Origin of the sequence: Dankookia sp. P2 (genome assembly GCF_050632255.1) — a bacterium.
In the GTDB taxonomy this organism is placed as follows: domain Bacteria; phylum Pseudomonadota; class Alphaproteobacteria; order Acetobacterales; family Acetobacteraceae; genus Paracraurococcus.
In genome coordinates this window covers 30,932-54,059 of the sequence record NZ_CP192581.1, presented here as the reverse complement: position 1 = coordinate 54,059, position 23,128 = coordinate 30,932, and the positions used below count along the sequence as shown (strand labels likewise).

The window sequence follows — 23,128 nt, the reverse complement described above, 5'->3', positions numbered from 1 at the left end:
CCGGCGCAGCGCGAGCGCCGGGGCCCCTGCCCGTTCAGCTCGCGGTCAGCGACGCCCAGTCCACGCCGCTCTCGAAGGCTGCGGCGGCGCGGTAGATCGTGCCCTCGTCGTACATCTTCCCGGTCAGCATCAGCCCCACCGGCAACCCGTCCGCCAGGCCGCAGGGAATGCTCATGCTGGGGTGATGGGTGCAGTCGAAAGGCGCCGTGTTGGGCAGCACCTCGAAGGCGCGCTGGATGATCTCGGTGGTCGAGGCGCCCGGTGCCGGCAGCTTCGTCGCCGCCATCGGCAAGGTCGGCATGGCCAGCAGGTCGTATTGCGCCAGCACGTCGTCATAGGCCTTCCGCAGCCGGCGCACGAGGTTCTGCGCCTTGGCGTAGTAGTGCCCGCGGTGCCGGGTGACCATGTAATGGCCGAGCAGCATGGTGCTCTTGAGCGTCTCGGACAGCTCGTCCGCCCGGCCGCGCCAGGAACTATGGGCATCGAGCAGGGAATTCACGTAGAGCCCCTGCCAATTGAAGCCGAAGCCGTTGCCATGCATCATCTGCACGGTCGCGCCCTCGGCCGCCACCGGCAGCCAGATCGCCGCACCCAGCGCATGCATGGGGATCGAGACCTCCTCGACCACGGCGCCGAGGCCGCGCAGCCGGTCCGCGGCCTCCCGCACCAGGGCGTCGTTCGCCTCCTGGGATTGCGGGTGGCCGAAGCCCTCCTTCACCAGGGCGATCCGCATCCCCTTGATGCCGCCGCCCATCTGGTCGCGATAGGCCGGCACCGGCGCGGTGCTGTACTGCCGCGGGTCGAGCCCGTCGGGGCCGGCCAGCACCTCCAGCAGCAGCGCGTTGTCCTCGACGGTCGCGGTCATCGGCCCGGTATGGTCGAGGGTCAGCTCGATCGGCATGATGCCGGAATAGGGCACCAGCCCATGCGTCGGCTTCATCCCATAGATGCCGCAGAAGGAGGACGGCATGCGGATCGATCCGCCCTGGTCGCCGCCGAGCGCCATCGGCACCTCGCCCGCCGCCACGACAGCGCCGCTGCCGGAGGACGAGCCGCCGGCCGAATAGCCCATGCGGTGCGGGTTGTGGACCGGCGCCGGCGCGCTGGTATGGCTGCCGCCGGAGAAGCAGAAATACTCGCAGACCGTCTTGCCGACGATGGTGCCGCCGGCATCGAGGATGCGGGTCACCACCGTCGCATCCACGTCCGGCACATAGCCCTCCAGCGTCGAGGCGCCGTTCATCATCGGCACGCCGGCGACGCAGATATTGTCCTTCACCGCGACCGTCTTGCCCTTCAGCTTGCCGGTCGGGGCGCCCTCGATCGTGCTCTTCACGTACCAGGCGTTATAGGGGTTCTCGGGGCCGGAAGGGCGGCGGCCCGGGGTGCGCGGCCACTTCACCTCGGGCAGCTCGTCGGTCATCTGGTCGACGATGTTGTAGGCGGCGATGCCGCCCTCCAGGCAGGCGCGATGCTGCGCCAGCTCGTCGTCGGACATGGTCATGCCGAGCTCGCCGGCGACCTTGCGCAGCTCATCCGTGGTCGGCAGCCTCAGGGTTCCCAGGGGCATGGTCGTCCTCTCCGATGGTCAGGCGTGGGTGCCGACGAACTCCTGCACCAAGGCAGGGTCGGCCAGCGCGGCCGGGGGCATCTCCCGCGTGATCCGGCCGCGCTGGATCAGCAGGATGCGGTCCGAGAGGGCCTGGATGAAGTCCAGGTTCTGCTCGACCAGCAGGACGGACAGGCCGCGGCGGCGGAGGCCATGGATGCGCTCCACCATCGCCTCGACGATCGAGGGCTGGATGCCCTCGGTCGGCTCGTCCAGCAGCAGCAGCCGCGGCCGGCCGCAGAGCGCGCGGGCGAGCGAGAGCAATTGCTGCTCCCCGCCCGAGAGCGCGCCGCCCGGCCGTTCCAGCAGCCGCTTGAGCTCGGGGAACTCGTCGAGGATCTCCTCGAAGATCGTCGCCTCTCGCCCGCCCTTGGCCAGGATGGCGAAGCGGAGGTTGTCCAGCACCGAGAGCGCCGGGAAGATCAGCCGTCCCTGCGGGACGTAGCCGAGGCCCAGCCTCGCCCGGGCATGGGTCGGCAGCCGCTGGATCTCGGCGCCGTCCAGGGTGATCCGGCCCGCCTTTGCCGGCAGCAGCCCCATGATGGTGCGCAGCAGCGTGGTCTTGCCCATGCCGTTGTGCCCGAGGATGCCGACGCAGCTCCCCTCGCCCACGCTCAGCTCCGCGCCGTGCAGCACGCCGATACGGCCATAGCCGGCGACCAGGCCGGAGATGTCCATCATGCCGGCACCGCCTGCCGCGCTTCGGGCGGCCGGCCGAGATAGACGTCGTGCACCCGCGGGTCGGACAGCACCGCCGCGGCGCTGTCCTCGACCAGGACCTTTCCCTGGTGGAAGACGGTGACGGTCTCGGCGATCGCCCGGATGAACTGCATGTCGTGCTCGACCACGACGATGGCGTGGTCGCGGCTCATCTCCCGGATCAGCGCCGCGGTGCCGGCGGTCTCCTCGGCGCTCATGCCGGCGGTGGGCTCGTCGAGGATGATGAGGTCGGGCTCCGGAGCCACCACGGTGGCGAGCTCGACCAGCTGGCGCTGGCCATGCGCCAGCAGCCCGACGGTCGCCCCGGCCAGATCGGCGATGCCGAGCCGGTCAAGCGCGGCGAGCGCCCGGCGCCTGGCCTCGCGCTCGCCATGCCGGCGGCGGACGCCGAGAGCGACGCCTTCCAGCGCCGTCAGCCCGTCGAAAAGCGAGGGCACCTGGGTCTTGATGCCGATGCCGAGCCGGGCGATCGCATGCGGCTCCAGGCCCGCTATGTCCCGGCCGCGCCACAGCACCCGGCCGGAGGTCGGCCGGTACTGGCCGGTGAGGCAGCGGAAGAAGGTGGACTTGCCCGCGCCGTTCGGGCCGATCAGGCAGCGCAGCTCGCGTTCCCGGATGGCAAGGGTCACGCCGTCCACGGCAACCACGCCGCCGAAGCGCATGGTCAGGTTCTCGGTCGCCAGCAGCGCGGTCATGGCGTCTCCCGCCGCCGGAGGAGCCCGGCCAGGGTCGGCTGCAGCCCGCGCGGGATGGCCAGCACGGCAACCAGCAGCACCAGGCCGAGGATGAGGTTGGGGTTGATGTCGGGCAGCGTGCCGGCCCAGGCGGTCAGCGCCTGCAGCAGCATGGCGCCGACCACCGGCCCGAACAACGTGCCGACGCCGCCGACCATGACCCAGATGATGATCTGGCCGGAATAGGCCAGGCTGAACATGGTGGGCGAGACGAAGACGCAGTTGGCGAAGAGCATTCCCGCCAGCCCCGCCATCGCCCCGCCGATGGTGAAGATGCCGAGCTTGTAGAGGCGGACATCGTAGCCGAGCAGCGAGGCACGCAGCTTGTTCTCCCGGATCGCCACCACCACCCGGCCGAAATGGCTGCGCAGGATCAGCTTGCAGAGCACGTAGCAGCCGGCGAGGCAGGCAATGGCGAGGACGAAGATCTGCTCCGGCGTCAGCGGCGTGCCGGGATCGCCGGGGAGGTTCAGCGGCGGGGTCGCCGGGATGCCGTTGAAGCCGCCGAGCGGCGCGGCGCCGATGCGCCATTCCTCCCCGGCGGTGGAGTTGATGAAGTTGAACAGGATCAACGTCACCGTCAGGGTGATGACGCCCATGTAGACATCGCTGATCCGGCCATAGAACATGACGTAGCCGAGCGCCGCTGCCGCCAGCGTCGGCACCAGCAGCGCCACCGGGATCGCCCAGGTCGTGTCGCTGACATTCAGCGCGCCGACCGCATAGGCATAGCCGCCGAGGCCGAAGAAGGCCGCCTGGCCGAAGCAGAGGATGCCGCCGAAGCCCCAGACCAGTCCGAGGCTGAGCGCGAGCACCGCCATCGCGGTGTAGACGGTGGCATTGATGATCGAGAAAAGCTCGAGCACCTGCGGCAGCCACCAGGCGGCGACCGCGGCGGCGAAGACGGCGAAGCCCGACTGGAAGGCAGCGCGGCGCCTGTCCATCACAGGGCCCGCCGGAAGAAGCGGCCGGTGATGCCCTGCGGCAGCAGCCGCAGCAGCACGATGGCGACGCCGAGCATCAGCACCTCCCCCAGCACCGGGGTGAAGGCGAAGGTGCCGATGGTGTTGACGCTGCCGAGCAGGCCGGAGGCGGTGGCGGTGCCGGCCAGCATCGCCGCGCCCCCGGTAATCACCGTGATGAAGCATTTGGCGATGTAGGCCGTGCCCATGGTCGGCACGACGCCGGAGAAGGGCGCCATCAGCGCCCCGGCAAGGCCGGAGACGGCGGCGCCGGCGGCGAAGCTCAGCGCATAGACGCGCTCGGTCGGCACGCCGAGCGCCGCGGCCATGCCGGCATTCTGCATGGTGCCCCGCGCGATCAGCCCGACCGGGGTGAAGCGCAGCACCGCCCAGACCGCCAGCAGCAGCACGGCGGTCGCGCCGATCAGGAACAGCCCGTAGCCCGAGGTTGAATAGGCGCCGATCTGCACACTGCCCAGAGGCGCCGAGAAGCCGGCCACGCTATTGCCGAAGACCATGGTCACCGCGCCGATCAGCGCCAGGGACAGCCCCCAGGTGGCCAGCATGGTGTCCACCATGCGGCCATAGAGGCGGCGGATCACCAGGCGTTCCACCACAGCACCCAGCAGCCCGACGCAGAGCGGCGCGACCACCAGCATCGCCACCCAGAGATTGGCCCCGGCCTGCACGGCGAGGATCGCGCTGTAGGCACCGAGCATCAGGAACTCGCCATGCGCCAGGTTGATGACCCGCATCATGCCGAAGACGATGGCCAGGCCGAGGCTGACCAGCAACAGCGAGGCGATCCCGGTGAGCGCCTGGATGCCGGTGGCGAGGAGGGCGTCCATCGGGCGCTCAGGTCCTGATGTCGACCACCACCTGCTTGTTGGCATTTGGCTCCTTCTGCAGGTCGCAGACCGACTGGGTGTCGGAGGGCGGCGATTGCGGGAAGGTCTCCAGCACCTGGAAGCCCTTGTTCTTCACCTCGGCGATGAAGACGTCGACGGTGGTGTGATGGGTCTTCGGGTCGAGCGTGGTCAGGCCCGGGGGGCCTGCGAAGCTGACGCCCGACTCGAGCGCCTCGATCACCTTCATCCGGTCGATCGACTTGGCGCGCCGCACGCCCTCCGCCCAGAGGTTCACGCCGACATAGCTGCGCATCGCCAGCTTGCCGCCGAGATAGGGCGTGTTGGCGCCGAGCCTGGCCTTGAACTTTTCAAGGAAGGCCTTGTTCGCCGGAGTATCGACTTCCTGGAAGTAGCTGAAGGCGCAGATGATGCCGTCGCCTTCCTCGGGCGAGAGCACCAGGCTTTCGTTGCCGCCGCCCAGGGTGGTGGAGGCCATCGGGATGCGCGACTTCATCCCCGCCGCCGCCCATTGACGGTAGAAGGAAATGTGCGCGCCTCCGACCAGCACGGACATGACGATGTCCGGCTTGGCCGCCTGGATCTTCTGGATGGCCGGGCCGAAATTGGTGACGTCGAGCGGGAAGAAATCGAGTCCGACGACCTCGCCGCCATTCTCCCGGGTGAACTTGGTCACCCATTTGCTGGTGATCTGGCCGTAGTTGTAGTCGGCCGCCAGGATGTAGACCTTCTTCCCCCACTTCTTCATCACATGCGGCACAAGGCGGCTGACATTCTGCGCCGGGGTCGAGCCGGTGCAGAAGGCGTTGCGGTCGCAGACGCCGCCCTCGTACTGCGTGTTGTAGAAGTACAAGGTGTTGTAGCGCTTCAGCACGGGCCGGATGGCCTCCCGGCTGGCCGAGGTGATCCCGGCATGCACCACCGCCGCCTTGTCCTTGGTCGCAGCCTGGGTGGCGAACTGGGTGTAGAGCTGGATGTTCGATTGCGGGTCGTAGTTGGTGACCGCGAGCGGCCGGCCCAGCAGCCCGCCCGCCGCGTTGATCTCCTCCACCGCGAAATCGAGGCAGGCGATCATCGGCTTGCCGTAGATGTCGAGGCCGCCCGAGGCATCATGGATGCCGACGATCTTGATCGGGTCGGCGCCGAGTGCCGCGTGCTGCATGACCAGCGGCGCGGCGAGGCCGCCGGCGGCGGCGCCCAGGAATGTCCTGCGATGCATCGTGCTTCTCCCTAGAGCTGGACGCCGCGCGTCAGGGCGCCATCGACCACGAGGTTGGTGCCGGTGATGAAGCTGGCGGCGGGACTGGCAAGGAAGGCGACGGCATTCGCCACCTCCTCCGGCCGCCCCATCCGCCCCATCGGGTTGAGCTTCATCGCCTCCGCGAAGAGCGCGGGCATGTTGCGCTCGATGCGCGGCCAGATGCCGCCTTCGAAATAGGTATTGCCCGGGGAGACGGCATTGGCGCGGATGCCCTTCGGCGCCAACTGGTAGGCCAGGCCCTGCGCGTAGTGCACCAGCGCCGCCTTGAAGGCGCCGTAGGGCCCGGCGGCGAAGTCGATCTCCCGGCCGGAGACGCTGGAGATCAGCACGATCGATCCCGCGCCCGATGCCTCGAGAAAGGGCATCGCCGCATCCACCAGCACGACGCTGCCCATTACGTCGGTGGCGAAGCCTGCCTTCCAGGAGGCTTCGTCGCCGCCGACCGACAGCGCGCTGACATTGCCGACGACGATGTCGATGCCGCCCAGTACCGCTGCGCTGTCGGCAACCCATCGCCGCAGCGCCGGCCCGTCCGCCACGTCCAGCGCCGCGCCGGTCGCCGTCACGCCCTTGGCGCGCAAGGCAGCGGCCGTCGCCTCCGTCTCCGCCGCGTTGCGCGCGCAGAGCCCGATGCCGCAGCCCTCCGCTGCCAGCAGCTCGACGATCGCGCGGCCGATGCCCTTGGTACCGCCGGTCACCAGCGCGCGCTTGCCGCGCAGCCCGAGATCCATCGCTCCTGCCCCCCAGCCAGCGTCAAAGGTATGTCTTGGCGAGCATCATGTGCACACCCTTGTTGCCATCGACCGTCTGGGTGACGCGAAGATCCCCAATCAAGGAGCAAAGCATGTAGGCCTGGTTGCGCGACAGGTTCGTGCGCATGCAGATCTCGCGCACCATCTCCCGCACCGCCTGCTTCGCGGCGTCGTCCAGGTCCTCGTCGAGTCCGATGGAGATCAGGTGCGTCGCCGTCTCGGCGAAGGGCATCTTCATCTGGATGTCCTTCCGCACCGTCAGCCGGAAGCGCCCGGTCAGCCCGGTTTCCAGCGCGGTGATGCAGACCTCCCCGTCGCCCTGCACGCCATGCCCATCGCCGGCGTAGAACAAGGCGCCCTCGTTGAAGACCGGCAGGTAGAGGGTGGTGCCCGGCTTCAGCTCCTTGTTGTCCATGTTGCCGCCGAAGGCGCGCGGCACGTTGGTGCTGCAGACCCCCCATTCCGGCGGCGGCGCGGTGCCGATGACGCCGAAGAAGGGATCGAGCGGCAGCTCCGTCCCCCAGGGCAGCAGGCAGGTCTTGCGCGTCCGGTCGATCTTAGGATGGATCGTCTCGTACTCGGTGAACTCGTCGGGCAGCGTGCCGAGCAGCGGCATGATCGAGACGAAGCCCCAATCCATGTTCGGCTCGGCCGCCAGGATCTCCACCTGCAGCGTGTCGCCGCGCTCGGCGCCGCGGACGAAGACCGGGCGGTTGACGAAATGCGCGCCGGGTCCCTGCGGCACGCGCTCCACCGCCGCGCGATACGTCGCGGGCACCGCAGCGGCGTCCGGCGGGAAGGCCGGCGCACCGCCGGCGGGCACTGCCTCGATGCTGACGGTGTCGCCGGACTCGATGGTCAGCGCGGGCGGCGTCTTCGCGGAAAGCCCGCCCCAGACCAGCATATCGGGCGTCGCGGCGATGGTGTGTTCGGTGGGCAAGGGCGTCTCCTCCGCTCCGGATAGTGCACTCGATCCGCGGCGTAACGCCGCGCGACATGCTCAGCCCGGTGGAGGAGCGCGCGCGGCCACGCCGCAAGCCCGCCTCCTGAAGGCCGTGCTCGCCGGTGCCGCGTATCTCCCGCGCGGATGATGGGTGCATCGCGCCAGCCGTGCAGGGGAACGCGGCCAGCGATGCTTGACCGCGATGCGACACGGGGACTTCAATCGACCCCTGAAGGATCGTCCAAGAAGAAGGAAGAACGCGATGCATGACACCGTCATCCGCGGCGGCACAATCGTCGACGGCACCGGCAGTCCCCGCTTCACCGGCGACGTTGCGATCGACGGCGACCGCATCGCCCAGGTCGGCGGCAAGGCCGGGCCGGGCCGGCGCGAGCTCCGCGCCGATGGGTTGCTGGTCACCCCGGGCTGGGTCGATGCCCATACCCATTATGACGGCCAGGCCACCTGGGACCCGATGCTCGCGCCGTCATCCTGGCACGGCGTCACCACCATCCTCTTCGGCAACTGCGGCGTCGGCTTCGCCCCGGTGCGGCGGACGCACCATGACGAGCTGATCGGCCTGATGGAGGCGGTGGAGGAAATCCCCGGCATCGCGCTCGCCGAAGGACTGAAATGGGATCGGGGAAAGCTTCCCCGAATACCTCGACGCGCTCGATGGCATGGCACGCACCATCGACGTCGCCACACAGATTCCGCACCACCCGCTGCGGGTCTATGTCATGGGCCAGCGCGCCATCGACCTCGAGCCGGCGACGGCCGAGGACATCGCCACGATGCGACGGCTGACGGCGGAGGGCCTGCGCGCCGGCGCCTTCGGCTTCACCACCTCCCGCACCAACAGCCACAAGACCTTGACCGGCGGCATGGTACCGAGCCGCTACTCCGGGATCGATGAGCTGCTCGGCATCGGCCGCGCGCTCGGCGATGTCGGCTACGGCGCCTTCGGCATGAACAGCGACTTCGACATCGAGGAGTCGGAGCTCGGCTGGATGACCCAGCTGGGCAAGGAGACCGGCCGCCCGGTCTGGTTCCTGCTGACCGACCGCCCCACCGATGACGAGCGCTGGCGCCGGCTGATCGACGGGGTGAAGGCCGCGCGCGCCCAGGGCGCCATGGTGACGGCGCAGGTCGCCGGCCGGCCCGTCGGCGTGCTGCTCGGCGTCGACACCGCGCTGAATCCTTTCACCATCCGCCCCAGCTACCAGGCGCTGCTGAAGCTGCCGGTCGAGGAGCGCCTGGCGCGGCTGCGCGACCCGGCGGTGCGGGCCGAGATCCTGGCCGACAAGCCGTCCGAGGCATTGCTCGGCCGCCTGTCCCAGTTCCGCCAGCACATCGTCCGTCGCTGGCACCGCATGTTCAAGCTGGGCGACCCGCCTGACTACGAGCCGCCGGCGAGCGAGAGCATCGCCGCGATCGCCGAGCGCGAGGGCCGCAGCCCGGACGAGGTCGCCTACGACTACATGGCGGCCGATCCCGCCAACCTCATCTTCTTCCCCGTCACCGGCTACAACATCGACAACCACGACGTCATCCACACCATGCTGACGGATGAGGCCACGGTGCTGGGCCTCGGCGATGGCGGCGCGCACTGTTCCTCGATCCTCGACGCGGGTGTCCCGACCTGGATGCTCACCCACTGGGCGCGCGACCGGCATCGCGGCGCGCGGCTGCCGCTGGAATTCGTGGTGAAGCGGCAGACCTCGGAGACCGCGGACTTCTTCGGCTTCCACGACCGCGGAAGGCTCGCGGTGGGCAAGAAGGCCGACCTCAACCTCATCGACTACGAGGGCCTGCGGCTGCACAAGCCGGAGGTGTGGTACGACCTGCCGGCCGGCGGCCGGCGGCTGATGCAGCGGGTGGAGGGCTACAAGGCAACCTTCGTCTCGGGCGTGCCGGTCTTCGAGAGCGGCGTGCACACCGGCAGGCTGCCCGGCAAGCTGGTCCGCGCCGGGCGATGACGCCCAGCGTCGCCGCGCGGAAGGTGGCGACCCACGGATATGGACGAGGGAGCCTGGGGAGAATTGCTTCTCCCCCAACCTTACTCCGCGATCAGCGCCGCGTGCAGCGCCTCCCAGCTCCCGTGATCCGGCGCCACCAGCAGCCCGCCGCCGGTCGCCAGCGGCCCGTATGCGCTGCCGTCGAGATCGGGCGGAATAGCCGCCGGCCTCCCGGTGCAGCAGCCAGCCTGGCGCATGGTCCCAGGGATACAGCCGGTTGTAGACCAGCGCATGCGCATGGCCGCCGGCCACCATGCGGTATTCATGCGCGGCGCAGCGGAAGCCGACCGTAGCGCGCAGCCGCGGCAGCCGCGCCGTGACGCGGCTTCGGAGCGGCTCCGGCATGTAGCCCCAGCTGACCGCCGCCACCATCTCCGCCACCGGCAGCGGCGCCGCGACGCGGAGGTCGTGCCGATGCCCGTCCGGCGCCTCGATCCAGGCCCCCTCCCCACGCAGCGCCACCGCGGTGTCGTCGCCGAGCGGGTCGTGGATCCAGGCGGCGACGATCTCCCCGGACCACCGCCGCCGCCATGCAGCCGAACAGCGGCAGGCCGGCAGCGGAATTGGCGGTGCCATCCACCGGGTCGACCACGAAGGCGAGGTCGGCGCCGTCCAGCGCGGCCAGCAGCGCGGGGGCGGCGGCCACCGCCTCCTCCCCCACCACGACGCAGCCGGGGAAGCGTGCCCGCAGGCCGGCGGTGATGGCCCGCTCGGCCGCCTCGTCGGCATCCGTCACCAGATCCAGCGGGCCCGCCTTCGCGCGGATCGCGCCCGCCGCCAAACGGCGGAAGCGCGGCAGGATTTCCGCCCGTGACGCGGCGCGCAGCAGCGCCGCGACATCGGCTGCCGCCCGTGCGCCAATCATGCCTGCGGCTGCTCGAAGCGGGCGCGATCGGCCGGGCTCAGCCGCACCGTCACCCGCACGTCGCCCTCGGCATCGGCACGCGCCACCACCTCGCCGTGGCGGTAGAGCCAGGCGAGCCGCGCGCCGTCCGCCGCCGGGATGGCGTAGTCCACCACCTCCAGCCCGGCCGCGAGCCGCGCATCCAGCACCGCCCTCAGGTCGTCCAGCCCCTCCCCGGTCAGTGCCGAGACGGCGACGACGCGGCCATCGCCGCCATTCGCCCCCGGCACCGCGCCGATGCCGCCGAGCAGGTCGGCCTTGTTCAGCACTTCGACGACCCGGTTCTCCCAGCCCTCATCCAGGGCGGGGTGCGGCCCGCTGGCGAGTTCGCGCAGCACGCCGAGCACATCGTTGCGCTGCGCTCCGGTATCGGGATGCGCGACGTCGCGGACATGCAGGATGACGTCGGCGGCGGCCACCTCCTCGAGCGTCGCGCGAAAGGCCTCGACCAATTGGCGTCGGCAGGTCGGAGATGAAGCCGACGGTGTCCGACAGGATCGCCCGCCGCCCGGAGGGCAGGCGGATGCCGCGCATGGTTGGGTCGAGCGTGGCGAAGAGCTGGTCCTGCGCATAGACGCCGGCGCCGGTCAGCGCGTTGAACAGCGTGGACTTGCCGGCATTGGTATAGCCGACCAACGCGATCACCGGATAGGGCACGCGCTCCCGGTCGCGGCGGTGCAAGCCGCGGGTGCGGCGGACCTGGTCGAGCTCCTTCTTCAGCTTGACCATGCGGTCAGTAATCAGCCGCCGGTCCAGCTCGATCTGCGACTCGCCGGGGCCGCCGAGGAAGCCGAAGCCGCCGCGCTGCCGCTCAAGGTGGGTCCAGGACCGCACCAGGCGGGTGCGCTGATAGTCCAGATGGGCCAGCTCGACCTGCAGCGCGCCTTCCTTGGTGCGCGCCCGCTCGCCGAAGATCTCGAGGATGAGGCCGGTACGGTCGATGACCTTGCACTTCCACTCGCGCTCGAGATTGCGCTGCTGCACCGGCGACAGGGCGGCATCGACCACGACCAGCCCGACGCGCTGGTCGATGATCGCCTCCTTCACCGTCGCCAGCTGGCCGGAGCCGAGCAGCGTGCTCGGCCGCCGCTCGCGCAGCGGCAGCACCGCCTGGTGGACGATGGTCACGCCGATGCTGGCGGCGAGACCGACGGCCTCCGCCAGGCGGGCCTCGGCGGCGCGCTGCATGCCCTCCGCCGGGGATCCGGCGGCAGGCACGGCGCGCAGCGTCCGCTCATAGGGCAGGATCACCGCGGCCCTGGTCGGGCCCTCGTCCGTCCCGTCGCCGCGGTCATTCGCCGGCGCGGGCAAGCTGCCCTCATTCACCCCCGGCAGGTTGGACCTCACGGCTCATGGTCAGGGTATTGCCCTCGCGCGTCACCGTGGCGCCCTCGCGCGCCGCGGTGGCGTCGAAGAGCTGGATCGGGGCGCCTGGCATGACGGTGCTGATCGCATGCTTGTAGACGAGCTGCGTATGCCCGTCCCGGCGCAGCAGGACAGAAAAGTTGTCGAACCAGGTGATGATGCCCTGCAGCTTGACGCCGTTGACGAGGAAGATCGTCACCGGGGTTTTGCTCTTGCGAACGTGGTTCAGGAACACGTCCTGTACGTTCTGGGACTTCTCGGCGGCCACGGCGCGGTCCTTCTTGTTCTTGGCAGCCACCTTCGGTGACGGCCCGGGGCGGATTGCACCCATAGATCAGGTGCAAGGAACATCTGCTACCGGGACGCCGGTTGCAAGGGATGGTTGGCTTCCGAATGCAGTTTTTTGCTGCGATGCAGCATTGCGGCCAGCCAGTGCTGGCCGACCTGCCACATCCGCCCCGCCGGCCCAGGACTGAGACGGGCTGCGGCGGGAAACCATCCCCGGCCGGGCACGCGAGCCGCCGAGACGCTGCCAGACCGGCTATCCTGGTCGGCCGGCCCGCAGCCAGGCTGCCAGCGCATCCCCATCCGCGAAGGAACGGTCCGGCGCGGCCCGGGCCACTCCGCCATCATGCGCCGCGTCGCCCAGCAGCACCGCGGAGCAACCCGCCGCCCGCGCCGCCTGCATGTCGAGCGCGGTGTCGCCGATGTACCAGACCTCCGGCCCCGCCGGCAGGCCCAGCGCCGAGAGCGCCATGCGGAAGGGCGCCGGGTCGGGCTTGTCGGCCGCCGCATCGCCGGCGCCGACCAGGCAGCCGAAATGCCCGGCCCAGCCGAGATGCGCCGCCTCCGCCCGCAGCAGCGGGCCCTGCTTGTTGCTGATGACCCCCTGCGGCAGGCCAGAGGCGGCCACCGCGGCGAGCGCCGCGGCCGCACCCGGCATCGGCGTCAGCACGGCCAGATGCCGGGCGCGCACCTCGGCATAGAAGGTGTCGCGGGCCTGCTCCCAGGCGGCGCCGAACATCTCCGGGAAGGTCTCCCGCAGCGAGCGGCGCACCCGGCCGCGCACCTCCTCCAGCGTCCATTCCGCCAGGCCATGCGCGCGGAAGGCGGCGTTCAGCCCGGCGGCGATGGCGGCCCAGCCATCGACCAGCGTGTTGTCCCAGTCCCAGAGGATGGCCCTAGGCTGCATTCTGCAGCCCGCCCTTCACGTGGCGCGCGAAGATCTCGAACAGCCGCCGCACCACCGGGCCGACCTGGCCGTCACCGACCGGCTGGCCGTCGATCCGGGTGATCGGCTTCACGAAGGAGGTGGCCGAGGTCAGGAAGGCCTCGCGCGCCCGCCGCATCTCCTCGAGCGAGAAATCCCCCTCCTCCCAGCCGATGCCCGCCGCCGTCAGTTCCGCCAGCAGCGCGCCACGGGTACAGCCGGGCAGGATGGCCTGGTCGAGATGGCGGGTGCGGATGGTGCCGTGCTCGTCGACGATCCAGAAGCTGGTCGCCGCGCCCTCGGTGACCATGCCGGTGGCTTCGTCATAGAGGATGGCCTCGATCGCCCCCTGCTCCCGCGCCGCCTGGCGAGCCAGGCAATTGGGCAGCAGGTTGACCGACTTGATGTCGCGCCGCGCCCAGCGCAGGTCCGGCAGGGTGATGCAGGACGCCGCCCAGCGTTCCACATCGGTCGGGTAGGCGGCGATCCGCTTCACCGTCACCACCAGCGCCGGCGCCACCGGCTTCGTCGGGAAGGCATGGTCGCGCCGCGCCACGCCGCGCGTCACCTGCATGTAGAGCAGCCCCTCCGTCACCCGGTTGCGCCGGCCGACCTCGGCCAGGACATGCCGCAGGGCGGCGCGGGTCATCGGCATCGGCAGCCGGATCTCCCGCAGGCTCCGCTCCAGCCGGTCGAGGTGACGGTCCTCGTCGACGAAGCGGCCGGCATGCAGGTGGACGACCTCGTAGATCCCGTCGCCGAACTGGTAGCCGCGATCCTCGATATTCACCGCCGCCTCGCGCTGGTCGAGGTAGCGGCCGTTGACATAGGCGATGCGCGACATGGGGGCCCCGGCTGCGGAATGGCGGCGACGTAACCCAACTTCGCCGCCGAAGGGAAGCGTCCCGCCCGAGTCCTAGATCGACGGCCCGTTGGCCGCTGCCGGCTGCGGCGCTGCCCGGTCCTCGGCCTGGACGCCGAGGAATTTCAGCTTCCGGTGCAGGGCGCTGCGTTCCATCCCGACGAAGTTCGCGGTCCGGCTGATGTTGCCGCCGAAGCGCAGCAGCTGCGCCTCCAGGTACTGCTTCTCGAACAGCTCCCGCGCCTCGCGCAGCGGCAGGGTCATGATCTCCGACGACCGGTCCAGCTTCAGCATCGCCGGCGCCGCCGACCCGACCTCGGGCGGCAGCATCTCCGCCCGGATCGGGTCGCGCGCCTCGCCCGGCGCCATGATCAGCAGCCAGTCGATCAGGTTGCGCAGCTGGCGCACATTGCCCGGCCAGTCATAGGCCTGCAGCGCCGCCAGCGTGTCCTCCGCCAGCTCCCGCGCCGCCATGCCGGACAGCTCGCCGGAGCGGCCCATGAAGTGCCGTGCCAGCGCCGGCACGTCCTCCCGCCGCTCGCGCAGGGAGGGGATCTTCAGCGGCACCACCGCCAGGCGGTAGTAAAGGTCCTCGCGGAACCGCCCTGCGGCGATCTCCGCCTGGAGGTCGCGGTTGGTGGTGGCGATGACCCGGACATCGACCTTCACCCGCGTCGCGCCGCCGACCCGCTCGAAGCCCTGCTCCTGCAGCGCCCGCACGATCTTGCCCTGGGTCTCGAGCGGCATGTCCGCGACCTCGTCGAGCAGCAGCGTGCCGCCATGGGCGCGTTCCAGCACCCCGGCGCGGCGCGGCTGCGCGGTCGCGTCGTTCCCGGCCTCCAGCCCGAACAGTTCCTCCTCGAACCGGGCGGGGTTCAGGGTGGCGCAGTTCAGCGCGACGAAGGGCCCGTCGTTGCGGCGGGACCGCGCATGGATCATGCGCGCCGCGACCTCCTTGCCCGACCCGGCCGGCCCGGTGATCAGCACGCGCGAGCCCGTCGGCGCCACCCGCTCGATCGCCGTCCGCAGCTGGGCGATGCCCTGGGAGACGCCGACCAGCTCGGCCTCCGGCCCGGCCCGCAGCCGCAGCTCGGAATTCTCCCGCCGCAGCCGCGCCGCCTCCAGCGCCCTGGCGACCACCAGCAGCAGCCGGTCCGAGTTGAACGGCTTCTCGATGAAGTCGTAGGCGCCCTGCTGGATCGCCCGCACCGCGGTCTCGATCGTCCCGTGGCCGGAGATCATCACCACCGGAACCTGCGGTTCCTCGCGATGCAGGGCGGCCAGGATCCCGAGGCCGTCGAGCCGGGAATTCTGCAGCCAGATATCCAGGACCACCATGGACGGCGCCGCTGCTTGAAGGCAGCAAGCGCCGTATCGCTGTTGTGGGCCTGGCGCGTCTCGTAGCCCTCATCCGTCAGGATGCCCTCGATGAGGGCGCGGATGTCCGGCTCGTCGTCGACGATCAGGATCTCATGCGCCATGCGCGCGCCTCATGCTCCCATCCGGACGGTCATTCTCGCCTGCCAGCGGCCGATCCTGCGCCGGCCGCCAGGGCAGGGTCAGCACGGCCCGGGCGCCGGCGCTCGCACCGCCCGCCCCCGGATCGCGGGGCCTGTCCTCCAGCCCCAGCCTGCCGCCATGGTCCTCCATGATCTTCTTCACGATGGCAAGGCCAAGCCCGGTCCCCTTGGCCTTGTGGGTGACGTAAGGTTCGGCCAGCCGGTCGCGCTCATCGCCCTGCGGCAGGCCGATCCCGTCATCCTCCACCGCTATCGCCACCATGTCCTCGCCGGGCTCGATGCGCACGGTGATGTGTCCGACCACCTCGCCAGGGGCGCGCGGCGCGGAGTCGGGCGCCGCCCGTGTTTCCCCTATGGCCTCACCCTGCGCGCGCATCGCCACCGCATCGGCGGCATTCTGCAGCAGGTTGGTCAGTGCCTGGCCGAGCAGCCGGCGGTCGCAGGACACCACCGGCGCCGCCTCGGGCAGCTCGATCCGGTACGCGATCTCCGGATGCGCGTCGCGCTGCAGCACCAGCGCCTCCCGCAGCACCTGGGACAGGTCCTCGGGCTTGATCACCGGCTGCGGCATCCGCGCGAAGGCGGAGAATTCGTCGACCATCCGGCCGATGTCGCCGACCTGGCGGACGATCGTGTCGGTGCAGGCGATGAAGGTCTCGGGGTCGTTCGAGATCTGCTTCAGGTAGCGCCGCTTCAGCCGTTCCGCGGAAAGCTGGATCGGGGTCAGCGGATTCTTGATCTCGTGCGCGATGCGCCGCGCCACATCGGCCCAGGCGGCCTTGCGCTGGGCGGACAGCAGCTCGGTGATGTCGTCGAAGGTCAGGACGTAGCCGGCGATGCGCGGGGCGCGGTCGCCCTCGGCAGAGGCCTGCAGCTCCGCCCCCACCTGGGCCAGCAGGGTGCGGCGGTTGGACGGCGGGCCGATCCGGATCTCGGCAGTGATGGCACGGTCCGGCGTATGCGCATCCTCCTCCGCCACCCGCTCCAGCAGGGGGCCGAATTCCGGCACCACGGCGCCGAGCGGCAGGCCGATCCCGGCATCGAGGTCGAGGCCGAGCAGCTCGCTCGCGCGACGGTTCGGCAGGTTGATGCGGCCATCGGGCTCCAGCCCGACCACCCCGGCCGAGACCCCGGCCAGCACCGCCTCGGTGAAGCGGCGGCGGTCGTCGATCTGCCGGTAGGCCTGCATCAGCTCCGATCGCTGCGCCGCCAGCTGGTTGGTCATTCGGTTGAAGGCCCGGGTCAGGCTGGACAGTTCCTCGTCGGCCGCGGATTCCTCGACCCGGGTGGAGAGGTCGCCCGCCCGCACCCGCTCGGCGGCGACGATCAGCCTCCCGATCGGCCGGGCCAGCTGGTTGGCCAGCACCAGCCCGATCAGCACCGCCGCCAGCAGCACCAGCAGGGTGGCGATGGCGAATATCATGATGAAGGTGAGCTGCAAGCCGTAGCGGTTGCGGTCGAGCTGCTCGTACTGCGCCACCTCGCGCTCGGCCCGCTGCTGGTTGTTCACCACCTCCGGGTCCACCGGCCGGCCGATCACCAGCATCAGCATCGGCCGGCTGTCGAGCGCGACCACCGCGCGCACCCGCCCGGCCTGCTCGTCCGGCAGCACCGCGACCTCGCCCTGCTTGGCGATGTCCATCGCCCAGTCGGGCGGCGGGTCCAGCTCGAAATTCGCGGTCGGCCCGTATTGCGCCATGGGGCGGCGGAGGGTCGGGTCGAAGACCACAGCCTCGGTCAGGCCACGCAGCAGGGTGTGGGTCGCCAGCACTTGGGCGAAGCTGCGCCCCTGGTCGGCCAGCAGCAGCCCGCCGGCGCGGTTGAGGTCATTGGCCATGGCCAGCGCATCGCCGCGGATGTTGTTGCGGTGCTCCTCCAGATAGGCCTGGGCGACCTGGCGGCTGGCCTCGAGCGCGGTCCGCACCCGGTCGCCGAACCAGGCCTGGATGCCAAGGTTGAAGAAGGCCGCGGCGAACCCGGCGACGAGGATCGAGGGCACCACGGCGACCACGCCGAACAGCAGCACCAGCCGTACATGCAGCCGCGAGCCGGCCGAGCCGCGCCGCCGCTCCGCCCAGACCCGCACCAGCCGCCCGGCGAGCGAGGCGCCGAGCAGGCAGAGCACCAGCACGCTGACCAGCATCAGCCCGAGCTCCACCCCCGGCCGGGTCGGGCCGAAGGGGCTGCCGTTCGAGAGCACGGTGAAGGTGGCGATGCCGAGCAGCAGCGCGCCGACCGCGAGGCCGAGCGTCATCCCCCGCCCGAGCAGCAGGTCGGCGACCCGCCGCAGCAGGCTGCGCGGCAGGCCTCGGGCGTCCGGCTCCTCCGCGGGCCGCCCGGCCCCGCCCGCCGCTCTCCCGCCAGGGCGCGGGATGCGCATCAGCCGAGCCCGCGCACCACGGGCAGGTCGAGCTCGCGGATCTTCTTGCGCAGCGTGTTGCGGTTGAGGCCGAGCATGGCGGCCGCCTTGATCTGGTTGCCGCGGGTCGCCCCCAGCACCAGCCGCAGCAGCGGCCGCTCGACCTCGGCCAGCACCCGGTCATACAGGTCGCGCACCGGCAGCCCGTCCTTGTGGGCGGCGACGAAGGCCTTCAGGTGCCGCTCGACCGCCTGCTCCAGCGTCTCCGGCCCGCGCGCGGCGCCCGACTCGGCGGGCGGCTCGGCCTCCGACAGCTCGGCACCGACCGCATCGGCGTCGATCGTCTCCTGCGGATAGAGCGCCGCGAGGCGGCGCATCAGGTTCTCCAGCTCGCGCGCATTGCCCGGCCAGGAATGCTGCTTGAGCCGCTCCACCCCCTCGAGGCTCAGCTGCTTGCCCGGCAGGCCGGAATTCTTCGCCCGGTCGAGGAAGTGCCGCGCCAGCAGCGGGATGTCCTCCAGCCGCTCGCGCAGCGGCGGCAGGCGGATCGGCACCACGTTCAGGCGGTAGAACAGGTCCTCGCGGAACATGCCCTGGCGGATCGACTGGCGCAGGTCGCGGTGGGTCGCGGCGACGATGCGGACATTGGCCTTGATCGGGTTGCGGCCGCCGACGGTGGTGAACTCGCCCTCCTGCAGCACGCGCAGCAGGCGGGTCTGCGCCTCGGGCGGCATGTCGCCGATCTCGTCGAGGAAGAGCGTGCCGCCGGCGGCCTGCTCGAACCGGCCGATGCCGCGGTTGAGCGCGCCGGTGAAGGCGCCGCGCTCATGCCCGAAGAGCTCGCTCTCGATCAGCTCGCGCGGGATCGCCGCCATGTTGATGGCGACGAAGGGCCCGCCCCGCCTGCGGCCGTAGTCGTGCAGCGCGCGCGCCACCAGCTCCTTGCCGGTGCCCGACTCGCCGGTGATCATCACCGTCAGGTCGGTGGTCGTGAGCCGGGCGACGGTGCGGTAGATCTCCTGCATCGCCGGGCTGCGGCCGACCAGCGGCAGCCGCTCGGCGGGATCCTCCTCCGCCTCCTCCGGCGCCGGGGCCTGCGGCGCGGCCAGCGCCCGCTCGACCACCGCGAGCAGCTCCTTCAGGTCGAAGGGCTTGGGGAGGTACTCGAAGGCGCCGCGCTGGGCGGCCTTGAGCGCGGTCATGAAGGTGGACTGCGCCGACATGACGACCACGCGCAGCTCCGGCCGCACCCGCTTGATGCGCGGCACCAGGTCGAGCCCGTTCTCGTCCGGCATCACCACGTCGGTGATGACGAGGTCGCCCTCGCCATCCTCGACCCAGCGCCACAGCGTCGAGGCGGAGGAGGTTGCGCGCACCTGGTAGCCGGAGCGCCCGAGCGCCTGGCTGAGCACGGTGCGGATGGCCCGGTCGTCGTCGGCGATCAGGATGGTGCGGCTATCGGACATCATCGACCCTTGGCACGGACGGCCTGACCCTTCTCGGCGGCGCGCCCCGCCTCACCGCGCCTCGCGCCGCTCGGCGGCATGGCGAGGAGAGGCGGAAGACGGTGCGGCCGGGGCGGCTGTCGCATTCGATCAGGCCACCCTGGTCGGCGACCAGCTTGGCGACAAGGGCGAGGCCGAGCCCCTGCCCGCCCCGCTTGGTGGTGACGAAGGGCTCGAACAGCGTCGCCCGCACCGGCTCCGGGATGCCCGGCCCGTTGTCGCGCACGCTGACCTGCAGCGGCAGGTGGACGCGTTCCTTGCTGCCCGGCACCGCGATGCGGACGCCGTGGTGATAGGCGGTCGAGAGCAGGATCTCGCCGCCCACCGGGTCGATGGCCTCGGCGGCATTCTTCACCAGGTTCAGCAGCACCTGCACCAGCTGGTCGCGGTTGCCCCAGACCTGCGGCAAGGATGGATCGTAATCCTCGACGATCCGCAGATGCGCGGCGAAGCCGGTCTGCCGAGACGCGCTTCACGTGGTCCAGCACCTGGTGGATGTTCACCGGGCCGAGCTCGACCGGCCGGTCGGAGAACATGTCCATCCGGTCGACCAGGTGGCGGATGCGGTCGGCCTCGTCCTGGATCAGCTGGCAGAGCTCGCGGTCGCCATCGTCGGCGCTCGACTGCTCCAGCAGCTGCGCCGCGCCGCGGATGCCGGACAGCGGGTTCTTGACCTCGTGCGCCAGCATCTCCGCCATGGCCGAGGCACCGCGCGCGGCGCCGAGGAAGTTCAGCTGGCGGTTCATCATCTGCGCGGTCGAGCCGTCGTGCAGCGTCAGCACCACGCCGCCCGGCATCTCCGGCAGCGGCCCGCCATGCGCGGCGACGCCGCGCCGGTGCAGGCGGGGGCTCTCGAACAGCATGTCGTGGTCGGAGACCGGCGCCTCGTGCTGACGGACCTGGGCCAGCAGGGCAAACAGCCGGCTGTCCTCCGGCAGCAGGTCCGAGAGCCGCATGGTGGCCAGCGTCGGGAAGGAGAGCTGGAAGAACAGCTCGGCCGCCGGGTTGGCGTAGCGGAAGCGGTTCTCCGCATCCAGCACCACCGCCGGCATCGGCAGGGCCGAGAGCATCGCGGCGGCGTCGGGCAGCGGGACGCTGCGCGGCGGGGCGGGACGCGGGCGGGTGGCGAGCGCGCCGCTCATGCCGCGATGCGCTCGGCCGCATCCGCATGGCCGCGGGCGTGGAAGGCGGCGCGGGCGGCTTCCAGGCCCTTGTCGAGCAGCGGGCCGTAGAAGGCGTGGATCCGCGCCTCCACTGCCTCCGGCGTGTCGACCTGGTTGATGCCGGAGCGGAACTCGGCCGAGCCGGGCAGGCCCTTCGAGTACCAGGCGATGTGCTTGCGCGCGAGCCGCACGCCGGTGACGGTGCCGTGGTGCGACAGCATGTCGCGGTAATGCGCCAGCAGCACCGCGAGCTGCTCGGCCAGCGCCGGCTCGGCCGGCGGCAGGCCGGTGGCGAGGTAGTCGGCGACCTGGCGGGGGAACCAGGGGCGGCCATAGCAGCCGCGGCCGATCATCACGCCGTCGGCGCCGGATTGCCGCAGCGCCTCGGCGGCATGCTCGGGGGTCAGGATGTCGCCGTTGACCAGCACGGGGATGGCCACCGCGTCCTTCACCTGCCGCACGAAGGCCCAGTCGGCGGTGCCCGTGTACAGCATCTGCCGGGTGCGGCCGTGGATGGTGACCAGGCGGATGCCGCAGGCCTCGGCGATGCGGGCGAGCTTCGGCGCGTTCAGCGACTGGTGGTCCCAGCCCATCCGCATCTTCAGCGTGACCGGCACGTCCACGGCCTTGACCACCGCCTCGAGGATCGCCGCGGCGCGGACCTCGTCCCGCATCAGCGCGCTGCCGGCGGATTGGCCGACCGCCACCTTCTTCACGGGGCAGCCGAAATTGATGTCGACGATCGCCGCGCCCCGGTCGGCCGCCAGCTTTGCCGCCTCCGCCATCACCGCCGGCTCGCAGCCGGCGAGCTGCACCGCGGAGGGCGCGCCGAAGGCCGTCCACCTCGGCCATCTTCAGGGTCTGGCGGTTCTCCCGCACCATGGCCTGGGAGGCGATCATCTCCGAGACCACCATCCCGGTGCCCTGGGCGCGGGCGAGCCGGCGGAAGGGCAGGTCCGTGACACCCGACATCGGCGCGAGGTAGACCGGCACGTCGATCCGCACGGCCCCGACCGCAAGCGACCGCAAACCGGGCACGGCGACGGGCCGGACGTCATCGGAAGCCAAGTTGATGCTCATGATTTGGGCAGGGTATGCCATGTGATGCCATCCGGCAACGCCGCGCGGCACCAAAGCGACAGTTTTTGCGAAGCCGCCGCAGCGCATGGGACAGACCCCGCCCGCGTTCCCGTCGGCGCGGCGATCCGCTAGGGTCGCGCGCGATGACCATCGCCGCCCTCCTCATGGCCGCCGGAAGCGGCACCCGCTTCGGTGCCGACCAGCCCAAGCAGTACCTTCCCCTCCTCGGCCGCCCGGTGCTGCGCCTCGCGGCGGAGGCGCTGCTGGCCGAGGGCGGCGCCACCCTGCTGCAACCGGTCTGCGCCGCCGGGAGGAAGCGCGGGTCGCCGCCATCCTGGCCGGCCTGCCCGCCCTGCCCCCGGTCCAGGGCGGCGAGACCCGCCAGGCCAGCGTCCGCGCCGGGCTCGAGGCGCTGGCGCCGCGCGCCCCCGCGGTGGTGCTGGTGCACGATGCCGCCCGGCCGGTGATCCCGCGCGGCACCATCCCGGCGCTGCTCGCGGCGCTGGCGGCGGCGCCCGGCGCCATCCCGGCCCAGCCGGTGGCCGACACGCTGAAGCGCGCCGTGTCCGGCCGGATCGAGGCGACGGTGCCCCGCGCCGGCCTCTACCGCGCCCAGACGCCGCAGGCCTTCCGCTTCCCCGCGCTGCTCGCCGCGCACCGTGCCGCCGCGGCCGAGGCGACCGACGACGCCCAGCTGCTGGAGTTGGCCGGCGCCAAGGTCGCGCTGGTCCCCGGCGCCGAGACCAACATCAAGATCACCTTCCCCGAGGACCTGGCGCGCATGGAGGCCCAGCTGATGACCACCTTGCTGCCGCGCATCGGCACCGGCTTCGACGTCCACCGCACCGAGGCCGGCCGGCCCATGGTGATCTGCGGCGTCACCATCCCCTGCGAGTTCGGCCTGGAAGGTCATTCCGATGCCGATGTCGGCATCCATGCGCTCCTGCGACGCCATCTACGGCGCGCTGGCCGAGGGCGATATCGGCCGCTGGTTCCCGCCCTCCGAGATGCAGTGGAAGGGCGCCGACAGCGCGCAATTCCTGATCCATGCCGCCGGCCGCATCGCCGCGCGCGGCGGCGTGCTGGCCAATGCGGACGTCACCATCCTCTGCGAGCGGCCGAAGATCGGGCCGCACCGGGAGGCGATGCAGGCGCGCCTGGCCGCGCTGCTCGGCGTCGAGCCGGGCAAGGTCGGGGTGAAGGCGACAACCACCGAGCGGCTCGGCTTCACCGGCCGCGGCGAGGGCATCGCCGCACAGGCAGCGGCGCTGGTGCTGCTGCCGGCCTGAGGCCGG

Annotated in this window: 14 protein-coding genes and 6 pseudogenes; 2 read left to right on the top strand and 18 right to left on the bottom strand. The window is 71.2% G+C overall.

The window, feature by feature from the left end; all coding sequences use genetic code 11:
- Positions 1-34: 34 nt before the first annotated feature.
- The 8 genes from ACQ86J_RS00280 to ACQ86J_RS00245 are packed head-to-tail and all read right to left on the bottom strand — an operon-like array spanning position 35 to position 7,844.
- The gene (locus ACQ86J_RS00280) at positions 35-1,570 is read right to left on the bottom strand and encodes an amidase (protein WP_431269557.1); all 1,536 of its coding nucleotides are present in this window, start codon (positions 1,568-1,570) and stop codon (positions 35-37) included.
- 18 nt (positions 1,571-1,588) lie between these two features.
- Entirely contained in the window at positions 1,589-2,290 is a 702-nt protein-coding gene (locus ACQ86J_RS00275; RefSeq protein WP_431269556.1) for an ABC transporter ATP-binding protein, read from the bottom strand.
- The gene (locus ACQ86J_RS00270) at positions 2,287-3,024 is read right to left on the bottom strand and encodes an ABC transporter ATP-binding protein (RefSeq protein WP_431269555.1); all 738 of its coding nucleotides are present in this window, start codon (positions 3,022-3,024) and stop codon (positions 2,287-2,289) included. The genes ACQ86J_RS00275 and ACQ86J_RS00270 overlap by 4 nt, the downstream gene beginning before the upstream one ends.
- A complete protein-coding gene (locus ACQ86J_RS00265; RefSeq protein WP_431269554.1) occupies positions 3,021-4,007 on the bottom strand; it encodes a branched-chain amino acid ABC transporter permease in 987 nt (328 codons plus the stop codon). Before ACQ86J_RS00265 ends, ACQ86J_RS00270 begins: the two co-directional genes overlap by 4 nt.
- Positions 4,007-4,873, bottom strand: a complete 867-nt coding sequence (locus ACQ86J_RS00260) for a branched-chain amino acid ABC transporter permease (protein WP_431269553.1) — start codon at positions 4,871-4,873, stop codon at positions 4,007-4,009. The genes ACQ86J_RS00265 and ACQ86J_RS00260 overlap by 1 nt, the downstream gene beginning before the upstream one ends.
- A gap of 7 nt (positions 4,874-4,880) precedes the next feature.
- Positions 4,881-6,110: an urea ABC transporter substrate-binding protein gene (locus tag ACQ86J_RS00255; protein ID WP_431269552.1), complete on the bottom strand. Its 1,230-nt coding sequence runs from the start codon at positions 6,108-6,110 to the stop codon at positions 4,881-4,883.
- A gap of 11 nt (positions 6,111-6,121) precedes the next feature.
- Positions 6,122-6,883, bottom strand: coding sequence for an SDR family NAD(P)-dependent oxidoreductase (locus tag ACQ86J_RS00250; RefSeq protein WP_431269551.1), 762 nt, complete (start codon positions 6,881-6,883; stop codon positions 6,122-6,124).
- A gap of 22 nt (positions 6,884-6,905) precedes the next feature.
- Entirely contained in the window at positions 6,906-7,844 is a 939-nt protein-coding gene (locus ACQ86J_RS00245; protein WP_431269550.1) for an acetamidase/formamidase family protein, read from the bottom strand.
- Between the two features lie 683 nt (positions 7,845-8,527).
- On the opposite strand from ACQ86J_RS00245, the gene ACQ86J_RS00240 reads away from it, so the two are divergent.
- The gene (locus ACQ86J_RS00240) at positions 8,528-9,826 is read left to right on the top strand and encodes an N-acyl-D-amino-acid deacylase family protein (protein ID WP_431269549.1); all 1,299 of its coding nucleotides are present in this window, start codon (positions 8,528-8,530) and stop codon (positions 9,824-9,826) included.
- A gap of 80 nt (positions 9,827-9,906) precedes the next feature.
- On the opposite strand, the pseudogene ACQ86J_RS00235 reads toward ACQ86J_RS00240, so the two are convergent.
- The 10 genes and pseudogenes from ACQ86J_RS00235 to dusB form a co-directional block, all read right to left on the bottom strand.
- Positions 9,907-10,730 (bottom strand): annotated as a pseudogene (locus ACQ86J_RS00235) (inositol monophosphatase family protein).
- Positions 10,727-12,080, bottom strand: a pseudogene (hflX, locus tag ACQ86J_RS00230) (GTPase HflX). Before hflX ends, ACQ86J_RS00235 begins: the two co-directional pseudogenes overlap by 4 nt.
- Positions 12,081-12,087: 7 nt before the next feature.
- Entirely contained in the window at positions 12,088-12,402 is a 315-nt protein-coding gene (gene hfq / locus ACQ86J_RS00225) for an RNA chaperone Hfq (RefSeq protein ID WP_431269548.1), read from the bottom strand.
- A 273-nt stretch (positions 12,403-12,675) separates the two neighbouring features.
- Positions 12,676-13,326 (bottom strand): HAD family hydrolase, encoded by a 651-nt coding sequence (locus ACQ86J_RS00220; protein WP_431269547.1) that lies wholly within the window; start codon positions 13,324-13,326, stop codon positions 12,676-12,678.
- Positions 13,316-14,188 carry a D-amino-acid transaminase gene (locus ACQ86J_RS00215; protein ID WP_431269546.1) on the bottom strand — a complete coding sequence of 291 codons (873 nt, stop codon included), beginning with the start codon at positions 14,186-14,188 and terminating at the stop codon, positions 13,316-13,318. The genes ACQ86J_RS00220 and ACQ86J_RS00215 overlap by 11 nt, the downstream gene beginning before the upstream one ends.
- 72 nt (positions 14,189-14,260) lie before the next feature.
- Positions 14,261-15,687, bottom strand: a pseudogene (locus ACQ86J_RS00210) (sigma-54-dependent transcriptional regulator).
- Positions 15,677-18,106, bottom strand: a complete 2,430-nt coding sequence (locus ACQ86J_RS00205) for an ATP-binding protein (RefSeq protein ID WP_431269545.1) — start codon at positions 18,104-18,106, stop codon at positions 15,677-15,679. Before ACQ86J_RS00205 ends, ACQ86J_RS00210 begins: the two are co-directional and overlap by 11 nt.
- On the bottom strand, positions 18,106-19,551 hold the full coding sequence (ntrC, locus tag ACQ86J_RS00200; RefSeq protein WP_431272690.1) for a nitrogen regulation protein NR(I): 1,446 nt from the start codon (positions 19,549-19,551) through the stop codon (positions 18,106-18,108). Before ntrC ends, ACQ86J_RS00205 begins: the two co-directional genes overlap by 1 nt.
- Positions 19,541-20,732 (bottom strand): annotated as a pseudogene (locus ACQ86J_RS00195) (two-component system sensor histidine kinase NtrB). Before ACQ86J_RS00195 ends, ntrC begins: the two are co-directional and overlap by 11 nt.
- Positions 20,729-21,833 (bottom strand): annotated as a pseudogene (gene dusB / locus ACQ86J_RS00190) (tRNA dihydrouridine synthase DusB). Before dusB ends, ACQ86J_RS00195 begins: the two co-directional pseudogenes overlap by 4 nt.
- A gap of 143 nt (positions 21,834-21,976) precedes the next feature.
- Here dusB and ACQ86J_RS00185 point away from each other — a divergent pair.
- Positions 21,977-23,122, top strand: a pseudogene (locus tag ACQ86J_RS00185) (bifunctional 2-C-methyl-D-erythritol 4-phosphate cytidylyltransferase/2-C-methyl-D-erythritol 2,4-cyclodiphosphate synthase).
- The last annotated feature ends 6 nt before the right edge of the window (positions 23,123-23,128 follow it).